This window comes from Bradyrhizobium sp. LeoA1Lang, from assembly GCF_055413685.1.
Window position 1 is genome coordinate 1 of sequence record NZ_JBVAPG010000562.1, and the last position, 332, is coordinate 332.

The 332-nt window shown below is 61.4% G+C and carries 1 protein-coding gene; it reads right to left on the reverse strand.

Annotated elements, in window-relative coordinates:
• The coding region (locus tag ACZYOF_RS44515) for an IS630 family transposase (RefSeq protein WP_463719688.1) at positions 1-332 on the reverse strand (332 nt) is incomplete at both ends.

The window sequence follows — 332 nt, forward strand, 5'->3', positions numbered from 1 at the left end:
GATCGGGTTCAGATCGGGTGAGTATTTCGGTAGGAAGAACAACCGTGCACCGGCGGCACGGATGGCGCGACGTACGGCCTTGCCCTTGTGCGAGCCGAGGTTGTCCATGATCACGATGTCGCCGGGCCGCAATGTCGGGACTAGAACCTTTTCGACGTAGGTTTGAAAGGTTTCGCCATTGATCGGTCCATTGATGAGCCACGGAGCCGTGACGCGATCGTGGCGCAAGGCGGCCAGGAAGGTCATGGTCTGCCAGTGGCCATGTGGCACCTTGGCCTTGAGCCTTTGACCGCGCGGCGCCCAGCCCCGCAGCGGCGCCATATTGGTTTTGG